General features: G+C 61.2%; 14 protein-coding genes. 3 read left to right on the top strand and 11 right to left on the bottom strand.

Going from position 1 to position 21,641, the window contains the following annotated elements:
- Positions 1-7: 7 nt before the first annotated feature.
- Both AC1RTA_RS05895 and AC1RTA_RS05890 read right to left on the bottom strand, forming a co-directional pair.
- The gene (locus AC1RTA_RS05895; protein ID WP_492784216.1) at positions 8-5,341 is read right to left on the bottom strand and encodes an MBG domain-containing protein; all 5,334 of its coding nucleotides are present in this window, start codon (positions 5,339-5,341) and stop codon (positions 8-10) included.
- Positions 5,342-5,370: 29 nt separating this feature from the next.
- A complete protein-coding gene (locus AC1RTA_RS05890; RefSeq protein ID WP_492784215.1) occupies positions 5,371-6,906 on the bottom strand; it encodes a ShlB/FhaC/HecB family hemolysin secretion/activation protein in 1,536 nt (511 codons plus the stop codon).
- Between the two features lie 284 nt (positions 6,907-7,190).
- Here AC1RTA_RS05890 and AC1RTA_RS05885 point away from each other — a divergent pair, with 284 nt between their 5' ends.
- The gene (locus tag AC1RTA_RS05885; protein WP_492784214.1) at positions 7,191-10,694 is read left to right on the top strand and encodes an ATP-binding protein; all 3,504 of its coding nucleotides are present in this window, start codon (positions 7,191-7,193) and stop codon (positions 10,692-10,694) included.
- A gap of 3 nt (positions 10,695-10,697) precedes the next feature.
- Here AC1RTA_RS05885 and AC1RTA_RS05880 read toward each other — a convergent pair whose 3' ends face one another.
- Together AC1RTA_RS05880 and bioB are read right to left on the bottom strand one after the other, a co-directional pair.
- Entirely contained in the window at positions 10,698-11,612 is a 915-nt protein-coding gene (locus tag AC1RTA_RS05880; protein WP_492784213.1) for a methyltransferase domain-containing protein, read from the bottom strand.
- Positions 11,613-11,617: 5 nt separating this feature from the next.
- Entirely contained in the window at positions 11,618-12,625 is a 1,008-nt protein-coding gene (gene bioB / locus AC1RTA_RS05875) for a biotin synthase BioB (RefSeq protein ID WP_014236398.1), read from the bottom strand.
- Between the two features lie 148 nt (positions 12,626-12,773).
- On the opposite strand from bioB, the gene AC1RTA_RS05870 reads away from it, so the two are divergent.
- Both AC1RTA_RS05870 and AC1RTA_RS05865 read left to right on the top strand, forming a co-directional pair.
- Entirely contained in the window at positions 12,774-13,436 is a 663-nt protein-coding gene (locus AC1RTA_RS05870; RefSeq protein ID WP_492784236.1) for a ComFC family protein, read from the top strand.
- A gap of 21 nt (positions 13,437-13,457) precedes the next feature.
- Positions 13,458-15,272 carry a PglL family O-oligosaccharyltransferase gene (locus tag AC1RTA_RS05865; RefSeq protein WP_492784212.1) on the top strand — a complete coding sequence of 605 codons (1,815 nt, stop codon included), beginning with the start codon at positions 13,458-13,460 and terminating at the stop codon, positions 15,270-15,272.
- Here the strand turns inward: AC1RTA_RS05865 and AC1RTA_RS05860 are convergent.
- The 7 genes from AC1RTA_RS05860 to AC1RTA_RS05830 are packed head-to-tail and all read right to left on the bottom strand — an operon-like array spanning position 15,217 to position 21,605.
- Positions 15,217-16,347, bottom strand: coding sequence for a tetratricopeptide repeat protein (locus AC1RTA_RS05860; RefSeq protein ID WP_492784211.1), 1,131 nt, complete (start codon positions 16,345-16,347; stop codon positions 15,217-15,219). The genes AC1RTA_RS05865 and AC1RTA_RS05860 overlap by 56 nt on opposite strands.
- 10 nt (positions 16,348-16,357) lie before the next feature.
- The gene (locus AC1RTA_RS05855; RefSeq protein WP_492784210.1) at positions 16,358-17,188 is read right to left on the bottom strand and encodes an ExeA family protein; all 831 of its coding nucleotides are present in this window, start codon (positions 17,186-17,188) and stop codon (positions 16,358-16,360) included.
- Positions 17,189-17,213: 25 nt separating this feature from the next.
- Complete coding sequence (mshL, locus tag AC1RTA_RS05850) at positions 17,214-18,905, bottom strand: pilus (MSHA type) biogenesis protein MshL (RefSeq protein ID WP_492784209.1); 1,692 nt, start codon at positions 18,903-18,905, stop codon at positions 17,214-17,216.
- Positions 18,906-18,913: 8 nt separating this feature from the next.
- Positions 18,914-19,303, bottom strand: a complete 390-nt coding sequence (locus AC1RTA_RS05845) for a hypothetical protein (protein ID WP_050804269.1) — start codon at positions 19,301-19,303, stop codon at positions 18,914-18,916.
- Positions 19,300-19,953 (bottom strand): type II secretion system protein M, encoded by a 654-nt coding sequence (locus AC1RTA_RS05840; RefSeq protein WP_492784208.1) that lies wholly within the window; start codon positions 19,951-19,953, stop codon positions 19,300-19,302. Before AC1RTA_RS05840 ends, AC1RTA_RS05845 begins: the two co-directional genes overlap by 4 nt.
- Entirely contained in the window at positions 19,950-20,648 is a 699-nt protein-coding gene (locus tag AC1RTA_RS05835) for a PilN domain-containing protein (protein WP_492784207.1), read from the bottom strand. Before AC1RTA_RS05835 ends, AC1RTA_RS05840 begins: the two co-directional genes overlap by 4 nt.
- A 9-nt stretch (positions 20,649-20,657) precedes the next feature.
- Positions 20,658-21,605 (bottom strand): hypothetical protein, encoded by a 948-nt coding sequence (locus AC1RTA_RS05830; RefSeq protein ID WP_492784206.1) that lies wholly within the window; start codon positions 21,603-21,605, stop codon positions 20,658-20,660.
- Between the last annotated feature and the right edge of the window lie 36 nt (positions 21,606-21,641).

Here is a 21,641-nt window from a genome sequence, read left to right as displayed (position 1 = left end):
CATCCCCTCAGTTGGGCAAACGGATATGGTCAGGCCGCAAGGTCAGATAGGGCGATGCGTCGCCATGGGCCGCCACCATCCAACCGGGCCTTCCCTCTAGCGGATTGGGGCCGATTCTCCGCACAGGGTCTTCGCCCCGGCTGACCTGCTGCAATTGCCCGCCCGTCGGCGCCCGGATGCCATCCACGGCGTCCGGCAGCGAAATCACCAATGCTCCATCGACAAAGCTGATGGCGTAATTGTTGCTGCTCAAACCCGAGGCGCTCAACGTATAGGTTCCGGCCTTGGAGGCGCCAAAACCATTGCCGCTGAAGACCAGACTGCCCTGAAGATCGCTCAGGTCGTCGCCATTAACCAGGCCACTGACGCTGATGCCCGGCGTACCGTTCCAGGCCTTGCCATCCTCCATGCGGTCTACATTGTTGACCCGGATGGTCAGCGGGGCCTTGGCCACCTGCAAGCTTCCATCCACATAGGTAATGGCATAGTTGCTGGCGTTCCCGGACGTGAAAGCCGCATTGCTGCCGGAAAGTGCAAAACTCTGGCCCGCTGCCGCGTTGCCCGGAGCACTAGTGGTCAGGACAGAGTTGCCCAGGGCGTCGCTACCGACCAAGGAGCCTCCAACCAGGTGCACACCACCGCGACTGGGATTACCGTATCCGTAGTAGCGAGACTGGTCGTTCACCTGCACGGTAATGGCACGGGGTGTGATGGACAGGACTCCATCGACAAAGGCGATATCGTAATTGCCGCTACTTAGGCCGCCAGGGCGTAGGGCGTACTGCCCGGCATTTTCCGCGCCTTGGGCGCTGCCGCCGAAGGTCAAACTACCGCTCAACACGCCGACGCCCTCACCGTTCACAAAGCCGCTGTAGCTGGCGCCATTGCCGCCGCTCCAGGCCTGACCGTCATAGGTCTTGCTGCCGTTGTTGGCGGCAACGGTCAATGCCGCCTTGTTGATGGTCAGATTGCCCGCGAGGTAGGAAATATCATAGTTGCCGCTGGAAAGCCCGCCGGGGATCAGCGTGTAGGAACCGGCATTGCTGGCTCCCTGGGCGCTACCGCCGTAGCTGAGGCTACCGGAAAGAACGCCGGCCCCCTCGCCATTAACAAAGCCGCTGTAACTCACCCCGCTGCCGCCACTCCAGACCAAGCCGTCATAGGTCTTGCTGCCGTTGGTGGCGGCGACGGTTAGCGCAGCCTTGCCGATAAACAGATTGCCATCCACGAAGCTAATGTTGTAGTTGCCGCTGGAAAGCCCGCCGGGCGTCAGGGTATAGGTACCAGCATTGGTCGCCCCTTGGGCGCTACCGCCGTAGTTGAGGCTGCCGGAGAGAACTCCTGCCCCCTCGCCATTGACGAGGCCGCTGTAGCTCACCCCACTGCCGCCATTCCAGGCCAGCCCGTCGTAGGTTTTGCTGCCATTGACTGCGGTGACGGTGAGAGGCGCCTTGCCGATGACCAGGCTGCCGCCCACGAAGGTGATGTCGTAGTTGCCGCTGGAAAGCCCGCCGGGCGTCAGGACATAGGTGCCGGCATTGCTGGCCCCCTGCGCGTTGCCACCGTAGCTGAGACTGCCGGAGAGTACGCCAGCCCCCTCGCCATTGACAAAGCCGCTGTAGCTCACCCCATTGCCACCGCTCCAGGCCAAGCCGTCATAGGTCTTGCTGGCGTTTCCGGCCGTGATGGTCAGGGGCGCCTTGGTAATGGTCAGCGTCCCGTTCTGATAGGTGATAAGGTAGTTCCCCACATTACCGCTGGCAAACTCGGCGCTGCCTGAAGTCAGAGCGTAGCTCTGACCGGCATTGGACATCGCCGTGGCTGAGGTGCTGACCGTGGTAGTTTTCAGGCTGTCACCATTGGCGAGAGAGCCACTACTTAGAACGAACTGGGCATTCCCCGGGTTGGCACTACCGTAGGTCCGGCTGAGATCCTCTGGCCTAAGGGTAATGGGGCGGGGAGTAATGGTGAGCGTACCGTCCACGTAGGTGATGCTGTAGTTGCCAGCATTGCCGGAGGTAAAGGCCGCATTACTCGGTGTCAGGGCATAGCTCTGACCTGCGTTGCTACCGGCAGTGGCAGCGCTGCTCAGTGATGCATTACCCAATGCATCACTTCCCACCAGAGAACCGCTGACCACGGATACCCCGCCATTAAGGGCATTGACATCGCCATAGTATCGGCTCTGGTCGTTAGCCTTGACGGTGATGGAACGGGGGGCGATGGTCAGGGCGCCGTCCACATAAGTGATGGCGTAGTTGCCGCTATTCAAACCCCCGGCCGTGATGGCATAGGTGCCCGCATTGGCTGCGCCCTGGGCGCTGCCCGAGAAGCCCAGCGTGCCGGAGAGGGCGCCGGCATTTTCCCCATTGACGAAGCCGCTGTAGGTGGCGGAACCTCCGCTCCACGCCTGGCCATCGTAGGTCTTGCCCGCATTTCCGACAGCAATCGTCAGCGGCGCCTTGGTAATGGTCAGGATCCCGTTTGCAAAGGAAATGTCGTAGTTACCGCTGGAGAGTCCCCCCGGTGTCAGGGTGTACGTCCCAGCATTGACAGCCCCCGCAGCCCCGCTAACGGAAAGTGAGCCGCTCAGGGAGGCAGCGCTATCGCCGCCGACTAAACCGGTGTAGATGGCGCTGGGCAGGCCTGCCCAGGTGAGGCCGTCGTAGGTCTTGCTGACATTGCTTGCCGTAACCGTCAGGGGAGCCTTGGTAATGGTCAATGTGCTGGGTACATAGTAGATGGTGCCGTAGTGCTGATAGCTATCCGGATCGTTAACATTGGTGGGAAAGCTCAAACCCTGGGGAGTAATGCTGTAAGTACCCACATTGACGGCGCCTTGGTAACTGCCAGCATAGGAAGTGGTGCCACTGACATCGGCCCCGACAACTGTTGCACTGGGATTGCTGAGCACTTGGCCATCGTAGGTTTTGCTAACGTCATCGGCAAACACATAAGCATCACGCTGGAATCTGCGCAAAACAGGAGTGCTGTTCTGGCCTGGCGGGAATGACCAAGTATTGGTGAAGTCAAAACCCGTATAGCTGCTGGATTGACCAGGGGATAGGCCGGTACCAACGATGGAAACCCCCTGATCAAGCGTCCAAGAGGTATTAAAGTAATTATCTGCGGATGCAAAGAAGGGGTGATTGCTATCCGCATTTCCGATAATTCCTCGGCTTGTTGCGTAGCAATTTCCATAGTTGTACATGTTGGATGCGTGATTGCCGAACAGCCTTACTGTGTTACCAAAAGAATTTCCAAAAATTGGATCCCCTATGAATCCAATCAAAGCCCCGAAATAGGAATCCCGGGGTGCGTTCGTCACCAAAAAATTGGATTTCGAATAGCTATCGGAAATCTGTGTGTTGCCATATGCGATGCCAACCAAACCGCCAATAAATTGGTAAGGAGCACCGCTAGCCGCATCGATGGTTCCTGTGGAATAGGAATTAAGCAAGCGTGATCCATCCAACGTACCAGCTAGTCCGCCTATTGCGGTGTAGATGGTTCCTTTGACCGCCCCATTTTCCGAAAACACGCCATCAATCGCGGTTGCCCTTGCGTAACCTACAACCGTACCTATTCCATAGACTAATTCGCCACTACCATCATGGCCTCCCGCGGAAACGCTGGCATTGAGCAGCCCGAAATCGGAAAGCCTGCTGTTGTTCGAATAGCCGAAGAGGCCGGCTAACATTTGGTTGGGCCGGTTAATGGTCAGATTTTTGATGGTGTGTCCAAGGCCGTTAAAGTTACCGACGAACGCTTGCCCTGCATTACCAATCGGGTTGAAACCCGCGCCACCATTCCAGCTGGCAGTTGCGCTCGCATCGATATCGACAGCCAACGCGTAGTTGCCACTGGGCGCATCAGCCACGGACTGAAGGTCCGTTACCGAACGGATCAGGCGGTAAACCGCCTCCGTCCCAACAGTGCCCATTTTTAAGCTCGCATTACTGCCGCTGAGGGTAATGCGCGCCCCGTGGCCAAAAACTGGAAGGCCAAGGGTATATAGCCCACCGCCTAAAACCAGACCGGCACTATTACCCGTGGCAGTAATATCGGCATTGACGTTGACATCGTTCTGGGCCTGAAGTGTTAACGTGGTATTGGTACTCCAACTGACCGGCGCATTGACGTTGATATCGCCGTTCCCGGCCTGGCCGCCGTCGGTACTCCGAATGGTGACGTTGTTGCTGGCCAGGTCTGCGGAAAGCTGCCGTCCAGTCAGATCGCCGCTGGTCAGGCCAATGGTAAAGTCGTTGGGGTCGATCAGCCAGGTGCCCGTCTTGCCTTTGGCCGCCAGCGTTGTCACCTTGCGCCCCTCGGCGAGGCTGACCTTGGCGGCACTGGTCTCGACAAAGCCACCGTTTCCCTCGGTGGGCGCGGAGGCATCCAGCAAGCCGCTGTGCTTCACCTCCCCATGACCAAGATCGGCCAGCAGCAGGATGCGGCCTTCGTGCTCAGTCAAGGTCCGAGCTTGAATGGTGCCGCTGTTGGATACCACGCCAGCAGACAAGGTATCTGCTGCCTTGCTGGTCATGATCACCTGGCCACCATCGGCCACGATCATCTGCCGGTTTTCCACCAGGGTTTTAACCGTAGCCGGCTCTACCGCCACTTGCAGGTAACCGTTGGCTCCGCCATCCAGGGTAATGCGATCCCCTGCCGCCAGCACAACATTGCCCAGACGAGCGGAGAGAACCCCCTCGTTCTTCACTGTGGGCGCCAGCAAAGCCAGCACCCCCTGATCCTTGACCGTGATTTCGCCTTGCTGGTTAATCCCACCGGAGGCGCCATTGCGCTTGAAGCGAAGCTTGCCTGCAAGAAAATCCTCATTGGTGATATCCAGCGTGGAGGCCACCAGCCCCCCCACATCCACCTTGCTGCCAGCCCCAAAAATGACCCCGGCAGGATTGACAACATAGACCTGCCCATTGGCATTGAGCTTGCCGTAAATCTGACTGGCCTCACCGGACAACACCCGATTCAGGGCCACACTCGAAGCCGACGGTTGGTGAAAAGTGACGCTCGCCTGGCTGCCGATATCAAAACTCTGCCAGTTGATGATGGCCTGATTGCTGCCCTGGTTCACCGTCATGGTTGAGCCGGATTGGCTGATGCCAGCCTGTCCGGCAACTACTTGCCCGCCCGTGGGCAGCGTAGTCGGGGCCGGAGCCGCAGCGTACGCTGCGACTGAAGCGACAGAACCGGCCAGCAGCAGGCCGACAGAACGGGGGCACAAGCTGCTGCCGGAAGATTTTCCGCGCGCAGTTTCCGGGGCAACGGCATAACCGCCATTCTTTGCATTCCAAACTAATCGATAGGCTCGGTTCATGTATTCCTCGACGCTAGCGGGGGAAAAGGTCAAAAGACTGCGGATAGGGATAGCCATAGGCGGGGGTTGCCGCTGGCACTGCCGTCACTGTTTTCACCTTTGCTGCCGGCCCCGGCATTACTGCCGATTGGCGCAGCGTAAGTAGCCGAGAAACGCCAGTCACCTGCTCCTGCCCAACTAACCCCGATACCGGCGCCTTCCAGGTGATATTGGTTAGGTTGAGCGCTGCCCCCCTGCCAACCTGACCATTCCCGTTTGTGCTGTCGGACACGCCCATAGTCGTAGAAGAGCTGGCCGCGCCAACCAAAAGTCAGTTCCCGCTGCAATTCCAGTTTGGCAAGAAGGCCCTCATCACCACTACCTTCATTCACCGGATATGCCCTTACACCACCAGGGCCACCAAGGGAAAAGCGCTCGGAGCTGGCTAGGTTGCGGTCAGCCCACTGGCCGTTGATGCCGAACTGCAGCAACCACCCCGTATTTCCCAGGGACTGCAGGCGATTCCATTGGAGCGTCACCTTGTCGTAGCTCCCAGCGCTCCGGGGCCCGCTAGCATCGGCGGAGCGCTCCCCCCCAATATCCCCGATACGTAGGCGCCCCGAAATCAATTGCAGCGCGCCCCAACTGCTGCCGCCCCCCCACAGAGCGTCGCGAATGTCGCCATTTATCCCGTAGCTCCAGGCTTCCACATTCTGCCGACGCAACGGCGCCGACATTGCATCATCGGCATACTGACGCTGCTCGTGACCCAGGCTAAACCGCAAGTTGCGGTCAGCCTGGCGAACCCAGGCGTAGTTGAGCGTGGCCCCTGCCGTCGTAGCACTCCCCTGGGCCTTCAGGCTGGAAAACCTCTCCCCAAGCCGATAATCCAACACGGATGTGGAAAGGCCGAGAGCCCAACCATCGCCCCCCAACGGCGAGCTGTATTGCAGAGTCAGGCTGCTTAAGTTCTCTGCGGCCAAGGTACGCAGGGAAAGTCGGTCACCGCGACCACTAAGGTTGTTGAGGCCGACCCCGCCTACCAGCTGCCATTCACCGGTGGATTTCACCCCCTGGTTGCTCACCCCAAGGTCTGCGCTCAGAAAAGGTAGGTCATCGATTTTCAGCAGCAGGCGCGAGGTACCAGGCACCTCCCCAGCCTCCAAAATACCTGTAGCCCGAACACCCGCCAGATCATTGGCCAGCAGCAGCCCCCGTTCCAGGACATTAGCCGGTAACGGCTCCCAATTTTTCAGGCCCTGGGTCACCACACTTTCCACATAGACGCCGTCAGTTCGCTGCCCATGCTGCTCACGCCGGACCCCACCGTAGCGCCCCTCCACTACCTGCAAACGCAAGTGGCCAGCAGTAACATCCTGAACCGGAAGATAGACGCGGACATACCAACCCCGTTGCCGATAATAGCGGGCCACCCGCTGAGCAGCACTTTCCAGTTCCGCCAACGTCAATGACTGACCGCGCAAATCTTCCAGCAACCCTTCGAGTTCGGCAGCGGGAATCAGCGTCGCGCCTTCCACGGAAAAGCTCTTGACCGAAACCCGGACAGCTTTTGCACCGTCCGACATCGGGCGTTCCAGGGGCGCATTGGGACGATTAGCTGGCAACTGCCGTTCCAATGCCCGTTCTGCCTCTCTCTGCAATGTCCCTGCATCCGGAGGCATCTGGGCTATGGCAGAAGAACAGGCAAGCAAGAGGGCTATCGGTTTCGCTGCGGTCGTCATGCAAGGGGCCGTACGTGTAAAAATTGCCGCAAGCATAAGAAGCGGGCGTAAGAAGAGCGTAATAGTGTTTCTGTTACGCTAGCCTCCTCAGTCCCATCGGGGACCCTCGACTTATCATGCTACGACCCATGTCACCAACCGCATCACCACCATCGCCCCCCACGTTCCTTAAATTGCTTGGTTGCCCTCGGCTGTATCAAGGGGAGCAGGATCTCACGCCGAAGGTAAAGTACCGCAAAGGCTGGGCCCTACTCGGCTTTCTGGCGGCCCATCCCGGACAATGGCAGCAGCGGGCCCATCTGGCAGAACTGTTGTGGCCCCATCTGAACAGCAGCGCCGCCAGAACCAACCTGCGGCAAGTACTGAACAATCTGACCGGACTACTCGATGGCACCGGTGCATCCGATGCATTGGAGCGGGATGGCCAACGAATACGCTATGTTCTGGGGCAGGGCTTGGATGTCGACATCCATGAGCCGACAGGAGGGAATATGGAGGCCTTACTGTTCCAGGAAGAGCCTCTGGTCGGCATTTCCATTCCCTCCCGGGACTATGAGGAGTGGTTGCTGGAGCTTCGCCGGACGTTGCACCTAAACCGCTTACAGCAACTGCAAGCCGTGGTGGAACGGCTCCAGCGTACCGGCCACCATGCCGAAGCCCTAACCGGTGCTAATCGACTGTGCGCCTTAGTACCACACGACGAAAGCTATGCTCGACTCCAGCTTGAACTCCTGCGCAGCTGCGACGGAGCGCAGGCTGTCACCTCCCCGTTGGCCGATAGCCGCGGGATTCAGCGCTACGAGCCCTCCCCTCTGCCGGAGTTACGACATATCACAGCGCTGTACTGCGACCTGGGGCTGTCCATCGAAGATGGCAGAGGAGCCGACGGGGACTTGCTGCTCGCCATCGTCGCAGTAGTGCAGCGCCACGGAGGCTCACTCACTTCAGCTACCGGCCGCGGCATCCTGGCGCTATTCGGCCTGCCTCCCGCAGTCGAACGATCAACTGAACGAGCACTGTTAGCCGCCAGCGATCTGCGCCGGGGACCGTGCCACCACCTCTGCCTGAACATTGGGATCGCAGCGGGGGAAGTCCTGCACCAGCGGCAAGCGACCACACCTTTTTTCTTCGGCCATGCGCCCGACCATGCAATTTTGCTTGGCTGGCATGCCAAGTCCGGAGATACGCTCCTCAATGAGGCTGCGACTCAGCAGATCGGACACCTGTTTTCCTTGCAGGCGGTACCTGTCGGCCCCTCTCTCCATGGGCAGCCCCCGATTCCCGCCTGGCGACTCGGTGGCGCAACCTCGCAACGCCACGACGGCGATCGCGACACCATGCCCTTGGCTGGCCGCCATGGTGAATTGCGCCAGTTGCAGCAACTGTGGGATGAGGTGCTAAGCGGAGCTCCCCGCATTGCCATTACCCGCGCTGCTGCAGGCATGGGCAAGACCCGCTTGATGGAAGAGCTAGCCCGTCACGTGCACGCTCAGGGAAACCAGGTCTATCGCATAGAATGCCGCCTGGAATTACAGCACCGCCCCCTGGGTGCCGTGATTGCCTGCCTTGAAAGCGAGGCGGATATTGCAGCCCATGACCCAGCACCGCTAAGAAGGGAAAAACTGGAGAGGCATCTATCACTTACGGCCCCCCATATGGCCGATTCGCAGAAAATATCTCTGTTGGAGGCCATTGGCGCCCCAGCCCTTGGTGCTCACCCCCTGCAGGCAAAGAGCCTGCTCTTTGCAGCCATGCTGCAGCTACTGGCAACGGCATCTTCGCGAGGGCCGGTGCTACTTCTGGTGGACGACTTACACTGGGCCGACATGGCCACTCTGGAAATCCTCGAGATTCTGGTTAAAGGTCTGGGCAATCAACCGATTCTTCTCATGCTGACGGGACGGAACGACTTGCTCGCACACTTGACGGAACCCAACATTCTACGGCTGGACCTCCCCCCCCTGGACATGAGCTCGGCGCTAGCTCTGATCAATGCAGCCGATTGGATGAACAAGCTGTCTGAAGGCGCTAAGCAGCACATCGCCTTCGTCTGCGGCGGCATTCCTCTTTTTCTGCAACGTTTGACGCGGGACATGACCGAAGGTCGGACGTATCACCAGCCGATTGCCGAGCTTCTGCAAAGCGAACTGGATCGCCTGGGAGCGGCCAAGGATGTGCTGCGCAGCGCAGCGGTGCTTGGTAGCAGTTTCAGCAGCGCCTTCCTGAGGGAATTACTACCAGACACTGCTGTTGACGAAGCACTGGATGCAGCTCTCGCGCAAAATCTCATCATTCCCTTGCGCGATGACTTGTACGAATTTAGCCATGCACTAATCCGTGACGCCGCCTACAACAGCCTTCCCAAAGAACATCGCCGGCGTTTGCACCGGCATACGGCTTACCTACTCCAGGAGCGAGGTGGAACGCCATCGGAAGCGGTCGCTCGTCATTTTGCCGCGGGCCATTGCTGGGAGGAGGCGACCCACTGGTGGAACCAGGCCGGCAATGAGGCAATGTCCCGAGAGTTCGCCAGCGATGCATTGCGCTGTTTCGAAGCTGCTGAAAAAATCTGCGCAAGCAATGGCTTGCAAGCATTGCAGGCAACCCAACTACAACTGGGCTATGCCGCTCAGATGGCACAGGGATTTGGTTCGCCCCTAGCCCACCGACTTTTTTCTCAGGTAGCCGCCGGCTTGGAAAAGGATGCCCATCTCAGCGGCAATCGGCGGATCGCCTATTTCACGGCCTTGAGCGGTCGCTATATGGGCGGCAGTTCCCAAGGGGAAGTGGAAGGGCTGAAGATTGCCAGACGCCTTCAGTCCATCGCCCAAAGTGATACGGAGCGCCTTATGGCGAGCTTTGCTCTCGGCAACTCTCTCTTCTGGCGCGGGGAGTTGAAGGAAGCCAAACAATGGCAAGAAGCCGGCATCGATATCTCCACCCGACTCTTGCCCCGGGACCGGATACGCTTCTGCGTTGACGACCCAGCGGTCACCTGTCGCGCCTTCCTGGCCTGGAACCTGTGGTTTCAAGGAGATGAGGAGAAAGCAGTCTCGATGGCGAACGAGTCTGTCCAACTGGCACGTCAAAGCGGACGGATCCACACCCTGTGCTTTGCACTGACCTTTGCCGTAGCCGTCCACTGGAGCCGAGACGACTGCGCCGCGGTATTCCGCCTCGGAGAGGAAGGACGGGCTCTAGCGGCCCAGTACGGGTTACCCCTGTGGCAAAGTGTAAACAGCCTGTTCCTACTGGGGGCAGCAGCCCAAAGCGGCGAACTGACAGATAACAGTGCCCTTTTCGCCGCTGCCGCCCAAATGCAGGAGGCCTATCATGCCGGCATCACGACCTCGCGCTGGATCACCGCCCGTGCGCTGCAAGCCCAGGAGGCCTGGCGCGAGGCGGAAACCCTGCTGGACGTTACCATCGACGAGGCGGTGCGCTACGAAGATGAGTACTGCCTTGCCGACATTCTTTGGCTCAAGGGGGAATGCTTGCTGCAGCGGCAGGACTTTGCGGCGGGAGAAAGGTACTTCCAGCAGGCGGAACTACTTGCATCCACGCAGCAGGCGGAAGGATTGTTACGGCGCTTCGCCGGGTGGCGAAAAAGGAATGCGAACCAGCGCCCCTAAGATTTACTCGGCACGCCGAGGAGGTGGCAAGTCCAAGCGCACGATGCTGCGCCCGTCTGCAGTCTTCTTCGGCGCCGTTTTCCAGGCATGGCCGTAGACCATCTCCAGCGTCACCGGCACCCGGCCGTCCCTGGCCTTGGCGGCAAAGGCGGCGGCTGCCTGGCGCCACAGACGGGGCGTCATCAGGCCGTGGCGGCGCGCCGTCATGGCGACGGTGTCGCCGGCGGCCTTCAGTTCGGCAGCCAGGGCGTCAAAGTCCGGATAGGTCAGGGTGAGGATTTCCATATCCATCACCGGATCGGCGAAACCGCAATGGACCAGCAGATCGCCCCAGTCGTGCATGTCGATGAAGCGCTGGGTGTGGGCGTAGCCATCGCCGAAGGCGGCCCGCAGTTCCTTCAGCGTATCCGGGCCGAAGGTGGAAAACATCAGCAGCCCCCCGACTTCCAGGGTGCGATGCAATTCCTTGAGCACCGGTTCCGGGTCATTCACCCAGTGCAGCATGAGATTGGACCAGAGCAGGGAGAAACTGCCTCCGGCAAAGGGCAGCCGGGCCGCCTCGCCGCCCGCCAGGGCCGGCCCCCGGGAGCCACCACCGAGCCAGGCGGGAAGCCGGGAAAGCAACGGGCCGCTGGCCGGATGCTGGCGCCGGGCCTGGTCCAGCATGGCCGGCACGGCGTCCACGCCAACGGTGAGGGCCTGGGGATAGCGGGCCTGGAGAGGCGCCAGGTCGGCGCCGGTGGCGCAGCCCAGATCGAGGATGCGCGCCGGCTCCAGGCGCACGTAGTCGAGACGTTCGGCCATGCGGCCGCCCACTTCCCGGGCGACAAAGGCGGCGCCGTCGTAGCCGGCGGCGGCACGCGCAAAGGCGCGCCGCACCTGGCGGTCGTCCACCAGGGGAGCCGCGGCCTGTTCCATGGGGCTTAGACGGGCTTGAGGCCGAGCTTGGCGAACATGGCGTCGTCCTGGTCAGCCTGGGAGTTGCCGGTGGTCAGGAGCGCTTCGCCGTAGAAGATGGAATTGGCACCGGCCAGGAAGCACAGGGTCTGCAGTTCCTCGCTCATCTCGTGACGGCCGGCGGAGAGGCGCACATAGGAGGTGGGCATGGTGATGCGGGCGGCGGCGATGGTGCGCACGAACTCGATACCGTCCACCGGATTGACGTTGGCCAGGGGCGTGCCGGGAATCGGCACCAGGTTGTTGATGGGCACGGATTCCGGTGCCTTGGGCAGGTTGGCCAGCTGGGCGATGAGGGCCGCCCGGTTCTTGCGGGTCTCGCCCATGCCGATGATGCCGCCGGAACAGACGTTGATGCCGGCATCCCGCACCTGCTCCAGGGTGTCGATGCGGTCTTCCTGGCAATGGCTCTTGATCACCTGGCCGTAGAATTCCTTGTCCGTATCCAGGTTGTGGTTGTAGTAGTCGAGGCCGGCATCCTTCAGCTTTTCGGCCTGGCCGTCCTTGAGCATGCCCAGGGTGACGCAGGTCTGCAGACCCAGGGCCTTGACGGCGGAAATCATTTCGGTGACCTTGTCCAGGTCCTTGTCCTTCGGACCGCGCCAGGCGGCGCCCATGCAGAAGCGGGATGCGCCCCGGTCCTTGGCGGCCTGGGCGGCCTTGAGCACGTCATCCAGGGGCAGCAGGGCTTCCCGCTCCACATCCGTGCTGTAGCGGGCGGACTGGGAACAGTAGCCGCAGTCCTCGGAACAGCCGCCGGTCTTCACGGAGAGCAGGGTGGAACGCTGGATCGCATTGGGGTCGAAGTTTTCCCGGTGCACCTGCTGGGCGCGGAAGACCAGGTCCATGAAAGGCAGATCGAACAGGGCCTGCACCTGCTCCAGGCTCCACACCGGCTTGTCGGTGGCAGCATGGGCGGAAGCACTATTGGCGGCGGGAGAAGTGGCGGAAACGGCGGCTGCGACTGCATTCATGGCAAAACCTTTGCGAAAAACCCTACTGACATCCATACTATTAAGTATGGCTCATAATTATGAATAATCCCGGAGCACGGGTGAAATGTCAATTGTAGCCCAAAGCCGGAAAGTCCTCGGGCGGGCCTGGAAATTCGCTTTGAATTCAGTGCTTCCGGCCAGTTGCCTGCTGTGCCACGACCGCTGTGAGGAAGGCATGCTGTGCACCGCCTGCCGTGACGACCTGCCGCTGCTCGGCGCCAATGCTTGTCCCCGCTGCGCCGAACCCGGCACCGGAGGCCTGACCTGTGGCCACTGCCAGAAACAGCCTCCCCACTTCGACCGCGCCTGGGCCCCATGGCGTTACGAGCATCCCGTGGACCGGCTGATCCAGGCCTTCAAATATCAGGGCCAATTGGGGCTGGCACCCCTCTTCGCCGAAGGGCTGGCGCGACAGCTGGCACCCCTGGCCGACCAGTGGGACGCCATCGTGCCCCTGCCCCTGCATGGGGAGCGGATGAGCGAGCGGGGCTTCAACCAGAGTCTGGAACTAGGCAAGCACCTGGGCCGGCTGCTGAACCTGCCGGTCCTGTCCCAGGTCTGCCAACGGACGCGAGCGACAACGGCCCAGGCAGAACTGCCCATCGACAAGCGCCACGCCAACGTCCGCGGCGCCTTTCATTGCACCACCGCCCTCGACGGCCAACGGCTGCTCCTGCTTGACGACGTCCTCACCACCGGCGCCACCCTCTCGGAATGTGCCAGAACCCTGAAACTGCATGGCGCACGGCAGGTGGATGTAGGCGTCATTGCCCGCACCTGTCATCATTAGCCTTTTTTCGCCGCCGCCCCGATGTCCTTTTCCTATCAGCGCCATCTGCAGTGCAGCCTGTTCCTGGTCGGGGCCATGGCCTGCCTGCCCTTCCTCAATCCGCACCACTACAACCCCATTCCCTCCTTTTATGCGGAGTGGTGGGCCGGCCTGCTTGGCCTGTTGGCCAGCAGCCTGTTCCTGCGGGAGCCGGCACGCCAGGATCTGCGCCTGCCCCTGGGCGCCCTGATTCCCTTTGCCCTCATTGCCCTGTTCCTGTTTCAGCTGGTTGCCGGCAAGGTCCATTTCCTGCACCAGGGCCTGCTCTTTTGCCTCTACCTCATCTGGGCCTGCCTCATGCTGCTGCTGGGCCGGGTGCTGGTCAGGGAAGCCGGCCTGGAACGCCTGGCGCAGACGCTATCCATCGGCTTTCTCTGCGGCGGCCTGATGAGCCTCCTCATCGTCGGCCTGCAGTCGTATCGTCCCGACTGGCTGGGCCTGGAATTCATTTTCCCCACCCGCAATGGCCAGGTCTTTGCCAACCTGGGGCAACGCAACCAGTTCGCCGACTATCTTTGGCTGGGTGTCCTCTCCGCCATCTATCTCCAGGCCCGGCAGCGCCTGCGCCCGTGGCAGTTCCTGCTGGCCGCCATACCTCTGGCCCTGTGCGCCGTCTTCACGGCCTCCCGCTCCGTCTATCTGTACATCGCAGCCACGGCCATCCTGAGTTTTGCCATGGGCTATCGGCAGTCCGACTTTGCTTCGATTCGCAAAGGTACCGGGTGGGTCATCGCCGCCGCATTGCTGGTGGAGCTTGCCAAGCACTTCGGCAACGTGAGCGACGTTGCCATGGTCACGGCCGGTGAGCGCCTGTACAGCGACCCCGGCGGCATTTCCACCCGTTTTGCCTTGTGGCAGATCGCCTGGAACAGTTTCCTCCAGGCTCCCCTGCTGGGCGTCGGCCTGGGCGCCTTCTCCTGGCAGACCTTCGTCCTGGCCGGTTCCGTCCCACCGGGCAGCCTGCCGGGTGCGGCGGAACACGCACACAACCTTTTCGCCCAGCTGCTGGCCGAATTCGGCATCGCCAGTTTGCTGACCCTGATGCTCGTCGGCGTGGCGCTGTGGCGCGAATTCCGGAAGCAGGCATGGGGGCATGGGCATTGGTGGGGACTGGCCGCCATCACCATCGTCGGACTGCACAGCCAGCTGGAATACCCCCTGTGGTACGCCTTCTTCCTCGGCCCCATGGCCATCCTCCTGGGAGCGCTGGCCCCCAGGCCCATTTCCATCGACCTGGGCAAGCTCGGCCCCCGGGCAATGGCGCTGCTGCTGCTGGCCGGCATCTGGGTCATGGGCAACCTGTATCGGGACTATTCCCTGCTGGAGGACACCATGCACTGGCGGGATATCGACACGACCCAGCAGACCTCCTGGCCGGAGGTGCATACCCGCTTGAGCAAACTCTACGGCGAGTCCCTGTTCCCCCACTACGTCCAGCTCTACTACGCGCTGGCCGCCCCCATCAGCCCGGACAATCTGGAGGAAAAACTGGCAATCACCGCCGACAGCCTGTTGTTCTCGCCGGTGGATCGACTGGTCTTTAAGTATCCGGCCCTGCTGGCCCTGGCCGGGCGCCAGGATGAGGCCCAACAGATGCTGCAGCTGGCCATCCTCGCCTATCCCGCCCGGGTGCCAGCGGCACTGCGTCAGGTGCGGGTGCTGGCCGACAAGTATCCGGAAATCAGGACGCTGGCAGCTTCCCTGGAAAAGGCCGAGGCGACCGCCAAGCAGCCTCCCGGATTCAGCGCAGGCGCTGCTCCACAAACGCCGCCATCTCCGGCGTCAGGGAACCGCTAGCCCGGGCCGTCTGGAAGGCCGTACGCGCTTCTGCCCCGTTGCCTTGGGACTCCAGGGCCAGGCCAAGGCCGATCCACCAGCGGCCGTCATTCGGGCTGAGGCGCAAGGCCGCCCGGTAGTGCTCGGCGGCATCCTTGCCATTGCCCAGTCGTTGCAGGACATTGCCGGCCAGCCCCTGGTAATCGGCGTTGTTGGCGCCCGCCCCCATGGAGGCCTGCAGGCTCTGCCAGGCGCCTGCCGCATCCCCCTTTTCGATCTGCAGCCGCGCCAGGGCCATGGCCCACTGATAGCGTCCGGGCTGAAGTTGTACCGCCTCGGACAGCAACTCCCGGGCCTCATCATAGGAACGCTGCTCCAGCAATGCTTTGAGTAGCAGTTGCCGGGCGGCTGCGTGAGTGCCATCGACCTTCAGACAGGAGCGCAGTGCATCCATGCCGGACTTGAGCTGTCCCTGGGCCAGCAGGGCAGCACCCCGCCTGTACTCGGACTCGGCACGCTCCTGGGGAGTGGCCTGCAGGGGCGTTTTTTCGATGTGAACAGGTCCATCCCGCGTTTCACCTTTGCTCGCAACACTGGCAGCAACCCCGCTCACAACTTTGGCAGGGACGGCTTGTGGCACGGTCACAGGAACTGGCGCAACCGCAGGGCTCTCCTTCGCCAGCGGGGCACTCCGGCTTTCCTGGGGAATGGATGATTGCCGCGGCTGGGGCATCGAAAGCACATCCGACAGCCGCAAGGGCATGGGCTCTGCGGCAGCTGGGGCCGGTACCGGTGCCGGTACCGCTATCGGCACGCTGCCCCCCGCGGATGGGACAGCCGGGGGCTCATCCGTCGGAATTCCAGGGGGAGACACCACGACCGCGGCCACAGGCGCAGCCTCACCTTGCGTTGCCAAAGGCAGGTAAAAATAAACGGCTGCCGTCGTCAGGGCGATACTGCCGCCGGCGATAACCCAAGGCAGAATGGAAGAACGACGGCTCGGAGGAAGGGGGCGTACCTCGTTGGGCAGGGCCCGCTGCACTTCTCCTGCCTGGCGCTGGTCCAGATCCTGCAGCATCTGATTGATCAGGCTCATGGCAACCCTTCTACCACCAGAGACGGAGCGAGCGGGTGCCTTCCGTATCCCGGGCGGCAGCCTTGATGTGCTTACCCCTTACCTGGAAGTGTCCCTCGCCGAATACGGCCAGCAGGGCCTTGTGGGCTAGGATGTTGATCAGGCGGGGCGTACCGCGGCTGGCGCGGTGCAACCCCTTGATGGCGCCGGAGGAAAACAGCTCTTCGCCCCGATAACCGGCCACCCGCAGGCGGTGGGCCACGTAGGCCGCCACCTCGCGACGCCCCAGTCCGGGCAGGCGGTAATGGAAGGCGATCCGCTGTCGCAGTTGCCGGATTTCCGGTATGCCCAGTTTTTTGTCCAGCTCCGGCTGTCCCAGGATGACCCACTGCAGCAGTTTGCGTTTTTCTGTTTCCAGATTGGAAAGCAGGCGCAGGGCCTCCAGGCTCTCCAGCGGCATGGCCTGAGCCTCGTCGATGCAGACCACGGTGGACTTGCCCTCCCGGGCGATATCCAGCAAACGCTTGTTGAGGGACTTGAGCAGGTGGTACTGATCGATATCCGGCGCCACCTTCAACCGCAATTCCTCTGCCAGGGCCAGGTAGAGGGTACGGGGCTCAAGGTTGGGGTTGGGCAGATAGGCGGTAACGAACTTGTCGCCCAGATTCTGCAGGAGACGGCGGCAGAGCAACGTCTTGCCGGTGCCGACCTCCCCGGTGATCTTGACGAATCCTTCTCCCGCACGAAGCGCCACCAGAAGGGTATTCAAGGCCTCCTGGTGGCCGGTGGTGGCGTAGACAAAACTGGTGTCGGGCGTAATCCCGAACGGATACTCCACCAATCCGAAATGCTTCAGATACACGACGCCCCCCCGGCTCCGGCAGATGTCATTGGGGCAGGGCTCTCCGGGGATCGAAATCGTCGAGGCGGGACTGGGTGTTCTGCAGATCGGACTGCCAGTCGGATTCGTTCTGGATGACCGTGGGCTTGAGCAGGATCACCAGTTCCCGCTTGTTCAGGACCTTGGATTTCTGACCGAACAGGTTGCCGATAACCGGAACCTGATGGATTCCTGGCAGGCCGTTGCTGGCATCGGACTGGTCCTGGGTCATCAGGCCGCCGATGGCCACGATCTCCCCGTCGCGAACCCGCACGATGGTATCGGACTCGTTGATCCTGCTGGTGGCCAGGGGCAGAGTCATGGCCAGATCCGTACCCAGGCTCAGGCTCTTGTTCTTCTCCGTCACCACGCTGATGGAGGGGTGGATATGCAAGGTGATCAGGCCACTCTCGTTGATTTGGGGCGTCACATCCAGGGCAATGCCGGAGAAGAACGGCTGCAGCGTCACCGTCGGGGTGGTGGTAGTGGTGGTGGAAGCAATGGTGGTGGAACTGACGTTGGTCACATAGTATTCGTCGGTACCGACCTTCAGCACGGCCTTCTGGTTATTCAGGGTGGCAATGCGAGGGCTGGACAGCACTTGGGTATTGCCCTGGGTCTCCAGGAAATTCAGCAGCGCGGCGAAGCTCTTGGTGCGGAATGCCAGGCCAAAGAAGCCGTTGGTGCCAACCGATCCCAGATTTCCGTCTGTCCCCGGACGAATGGAAGCATTGGCTGAGGTCAGTGCTCCTGACGGAGACAGGGATGTACCATTGGCAGCCACGCCAAGGGTCGTGTGGCCACTGAAGGACGCCCAGTTGATGCCCGACTGATAGGCATCGCTCAGGGCCACATCAATGATCTTGGCCTCGAGCATGACCTGGCGCTCGATAATGGCCTGGGTGGCCCGCAGATACTGCTCCACATTGCGCAACTCACCGGGCATGGCACGCACCAGAATGACGCCGGAGTGGGAGTTGATGATGACACTACGCCCGTCCTCCGTCCCGACGATGGCTCCCAGAGCCGTCTTCAATTCCGTCCAGAAGTCAGCATCCTGCGAGGTGTAGACACGGCTACTGTCCTGGGCGCGGGTTGCGCCGGCACCAGCACCCGTGGTGCCGGCGGCAGTGGCAGCCTGAGCCTGGGCGGAAGAGGTCGAACTGCCAGAGGTGCTAGCACCAGGGGAAACCACACTAATGGAACTGGAGGTCACCCGCACATCGCTGGAACCCTGACGCCGGCCGGCCAAGTAATTAACCTGGAAGACCCGGGTCTGCATCGCATTGGACATGACGGTGATGCGGTTGCCCTGCACCCGGAAGTCGTAACCATACAGGTCCCGCAGACTCTCCAGCGCCTCCCGCAGGGTGACATTTTTCAGATTGACCGTGATCGAGCCCGCCACTTCCGGCGGCACCAGCATGCTGTAGCGGGTACCGGAAACCAGCGCCATGAAGACCTGGGACGCAGGAGCATTGGTCACCGCCAGGTCAAAGCGAGGCTCAGCCGGCGGCGCCTTGGGCACATCCAGTTGCAGCGGCGGCAGCAATGCCTGATTCACAGCATCGGCACTGGCGGAGCGATTGGCATCCACCGCACCTTTCATCTCGCTCTGGATACGCTCATAAGTGGCACCCGGTTTCCCTCCCGAGGTAACGCAACCGCCGAGAAACAGGGAGGCCAGAATGCCGATCAAGGCTCGCTTCATAAATTACCCCTTTGGTTCCTGCGCCCGACGGGCTTGGGAACTTCAACTACCGTTTTCTTGTTCACATCGGGAGTCATGCGTAGAACCTCGCTCCCCAACGGCCCTTTCAGGACCACTTCATTTTCTTTTATCTTGACCAGAATGCTATCGCCCACTTTGCCGCCCAGGGGGACCATCGCACCGCTGATGACTGCCACCGGAGTTCCCTGCCGGCGCAGCACGACTGACTGCAGGACGGGGCCGGACACCGCCGCACCGCCTTCCGGAGAGACATGAACCCAGGCCTCCGGTGGCCGGGTAGGATCAGGCAGAGCACTATCGTCAGCGATGGCAGGCATCATCGCCAAACAGCCACCCCAAAACACCAGGCATTTGATTCGTGTCATAGGACCAACCACGCCTTATCCAGGCTGAGGGTATAGACCCGCAGGGTCAGAATGGAACGGGGGTACACATCAACTTTCAGTTCTGCCCCCTCCCACAGCAGCCGCTCCGGTGCCGACTCCAGATCGGCCAAATAGCCAAGGAGGTCGCCATAGCTGCCGGCCAGGCGTATCTCGATACCGTGGCGGTAAAGATTCAACTCGGGAGTGCTGGCAGCACTCGGACCATCGATGGCCGGCACCGGCGCCACGGTACGCAGACCCAGCATCTGCAGGCTCTTGCGACGCCCCATCAGGCGTTCCAGCAGGGCCGGAGCAGCCTGGGGGGAAACGAGGGTGCCATCAAACGATTTCAGTTGTCCATCCAGGCTGGTAACCCGGCTCTTCAAGGCCTGCAGGACCTGAGCCCGATTTGCCGCACTGCTCGCCAATTCGGACTGGGCCACCTGAAGCTGTTGAGAGAGGTTCGCAGCCTCATTTTCATGTTGTTCCGCCAAGACAATCTGAGCCCGGCTCCGGATCAGCGGAGAGGATAGCAGCAAGGCATCGCCAAGGAACAACACCAGGAAGACAACGGCTACTGCGATGATGGTCCGTTCTCTTCTGTTACGGGCATCAAACCATGCCAGCCAGGCCAAAAACTGCCCCTTCATTGCTCACTCCCCTTGCGCTCAGTTGCGTCCCGCTCCCCAGCAGAAGAGGAGCGCAAAGGCTTCAAGACGAAATTCACATAACTCTGGGAGGGCTTTGCCACTGGCTCGGATGCCTTGGCCGTACCACTTTGCGAGGCATCGGGCGCCTCCGGTAGACGAACGTCCAGGGCGGCAAACTCCCGCCCCACGAACACCGGCTCCCGATTGAGGCGACGAATATATTCGGGCAGCAGGGACTGGTCAGTCATACGACCACGAATTTCCAATCCATCGCCCGCCGCTCCCAGAGAAAAACTGGTGAGCCACAAACCGGGCAAGGACTGACGGGCTAGGCCGCGGAAATAGTCGGCAAAACCCTGCCCCTCCTTAGGCGACCCCTGTTCCAGCAGGGCCAGCACCTGTTCCCGCTCAGTCACGGCGCGTTGTAGGCGGGAAAGCTCGGCATCCTTCTCCACCGGAGTTTTGGCGGCCGCCAACTGCTGACTAACCTCCTGTAGCTTGGTCTTCAACTGGGTAACGGACTGCTCGCCAGCCTTGGCCCGTTCTGTAGCGGATGCCACGCGGTACTGGATCAAAGCGGCCGCAATTAGCAGCAGCACTAGCAACGTAGCGATGGCCATTGCCAGATTGCGTCCAGTAACCCACTCCTTCTCGGGAAGCAGGGCGGGACTGAACAGATTTATTTGTTGGCTCACACCACCCCCTTAACGCATCGCACAACCGAGCAGCTTCAGGCACTGGGCCTGGCGCTCCGGATGGCGCAATTCGGGAATACCGGGGAAATGCAGCACACTCCCCAAATCCAGAGTTTCGACCGGCACATAAACGTTGGGGGTCAGGGCAGCCTTCAGGCTCTCGCCACCCGGCACCTGGGCCAGCCAAAGTTGCCCCATCGGCACGAAGCTGTACTGGCGATCAAAAGTATCCAGGGTCCGCTGGACCTCTAGCACGATGCGGTCGAATAGCTGCTCACGACGTTCGTCCGCAGCCCCTTCCAACGCCTGGCGACTGACATCAATGCGGCGGCTGACATACAACTCGCCCTGAGCACTGACCGTCAGCAGGCCGCCATCATCGTCGAAAGTCAGGAGAGCGACGGCCCTGTTGTCCTTTTCCAGCAAGGCGGCGATATTGCGCTGCCCCATATCGGGAACATCAATGGCTTCCAGTTTGAGTCCGGCACCGGCCACTGCCGCAGCCAGCGGCGACAGCACAGCATTGGCCGCAACTACCACCAGCACCTGTTGCGCCCGCCCACTGCCCTGCTGACCGGGAACATCCAGCACATCCAGGGTTGCCGCCTCTACGGGATAGTCCAGCATATCCTTGATCTGCCAACGCAAGGCTTGCCGCCGCTCGTCGAGAGGCACACTGGGCGCCTCGACCTGCAACACCTGGAAGTCACCGGAATTGAGCATGACCACGCAACGATGGGAATGCAGGCGCTTTTCCTTGCGCAAACGCTGCAAGGCCCCCTGCAAATCGCCTCCCGTGGCGTAGGACTCAAGCAGAACGACCTCGGGCATCTGTCCGGGAGCCTGCTGCACATGGGCCAAATCCACCCGATCCTTCAGGCAATTTATGGCCAGCCAACCATCCGACCGTTTGGCGGATGCGCTAGAGATAGAGGGGGCGGACAGGGAGATGGACATAGACGTCTTGATATTTCACTAAAAGATAACAATATA

The sequence above is a fragment of the Azospira sp. MPR-E4 genome (genome assembly GCF_058809645.1).
The sequence above is the reverse complement of the archived record's forward strand: the minus strand, read 5'-3'. Positions and strand labels throughout refer to the sequence as shown.